The 1327-nt window shown below is 48.2% G+C and carries 1 protein-coding gene; it reads left to right on the top strand.

The window, feature by feature from the left end; translation table 11 throughout:
• Positions 1 to 115: 115 nt before the first annotated feature.
• On the top strand, positions 116 to 1327 hold a 1212-nt coding region (pepT, locus tag ABUA47_RS00830; protein WP_349831372.1), incomplete at its 3' end, for a peptidase T.

A 1327-nucleotide genomic window follows, 5' to 3' on the forward strand; every position in this document is an offset into this window, starting at 1 on the left:
GGTTAATGATTAGTGATTAATGATTAATGATTAATGCCATTCGGATAATGCTTTTCGCCAATTACTAATCACTGACCATTAATCACTAACCATTAATCACTAATCATTATTCATCATGACTTTAGTAGAACGTTTTTTAAAGTACGTAAGCTTCGATACTCAGTCCAGTGAAGAGACTGAGATTACTCCGAGTACTCCGGGGCAAATGGTGTTTGCCCGGTATCTGAAAGAAGAATTGGAATCTTTGGGTCTGGAAGAAATCACGTTGGACGAAAATGGTTATCTGTTCGCCACTCTTCCTGCCAATACAGACAAGCCGTTGCCCGTCATCGGCTTTATTGCCCACATGGATACAAGCCCCGATATGAGTGGCAAGAATGTTTCTCCGCGTATCGTGCAGAATTATGACGGTAAGGACATTGTTCTTTGCGCCGAAGAGAATGTGGTTCTTTCTCCTGCCCAGTTCCCCGAACTGCTCGACCATCAAGGGGAAGATTTGATTGTGACCGACGGCAAGACCTTGCTTGGTGCCGATGATAAAGCCGGTATTGCCGAAATTGTATCGGCGGTGGTATATCTGAAGGAGCACCCCGAAATCAAGCACGGTAAAATTCGTATCGGCTTTAATCCGGATGAGGAAATCGGTTTGGGCGCCCATAAGTTCAATGTAGCGCAGTTCGGTTGCGAATGGGCCTATACCATGGATGGCGGAGAAGTGGGTGAACTTGAATTCGAGAACTTCAATGCGGCCTCTGCCAAGATAAGCTTCAAGGGACGGAATGTGCATCCGGGCTATGCCAAGAATAAGATGATTAACTCTATCCGCGTTGCCAACCGTTTCATGTCCATGCTTCCGGCTGACGAGGCTCCGGAGCATACCGAAGGTTACGAAGGTTTCTATCATCTGATAGGCATTACCGGCGAGGTGGAGCAGACAACAGTCTCTTACATTATCCGTGACCACGACCGCACCCGCTTTGAAGAGCGCAAGAAGGAGATGGAACGTCTTGTGGCAAAAATCAATGAAGAATACGGTCCGGGTACCGCTACTCTGGAACTTCGCGACCAATACTATAATATGCGCGAGCAGATTGAACCGGTGATGCATATCATCGACACCGCTTTTGCCGCCATGAAGGCAGTAGGTGTAGAGCCTCGTGTAAAAGCCATTCGCGGAGGTACGGACGGCGCCCAGCTCTCTTTCAAGGGCCTGCCTTGTCCCAATATCTTTGCCGGTGGCTTGAACTTCCACGGCCGCTATGAGTTCGTGCCTATCCAGAACATGGAGAAAGCCATGAACGTCATCGTCAAGATTGCCGAGCTCGTA

It is taken from the genome of Bacteroides sp. RTP31139st1_H2_RTP31139_211217 (genome assembly GCF_040227615.1).
Taxonomy (GTDB): domain Bacteria; phylum Bacteroidota; class Bacteroidia; order Bacteroidales; family Bacteroidaceae; genus Bacteroides; species Bacteroides uniformis.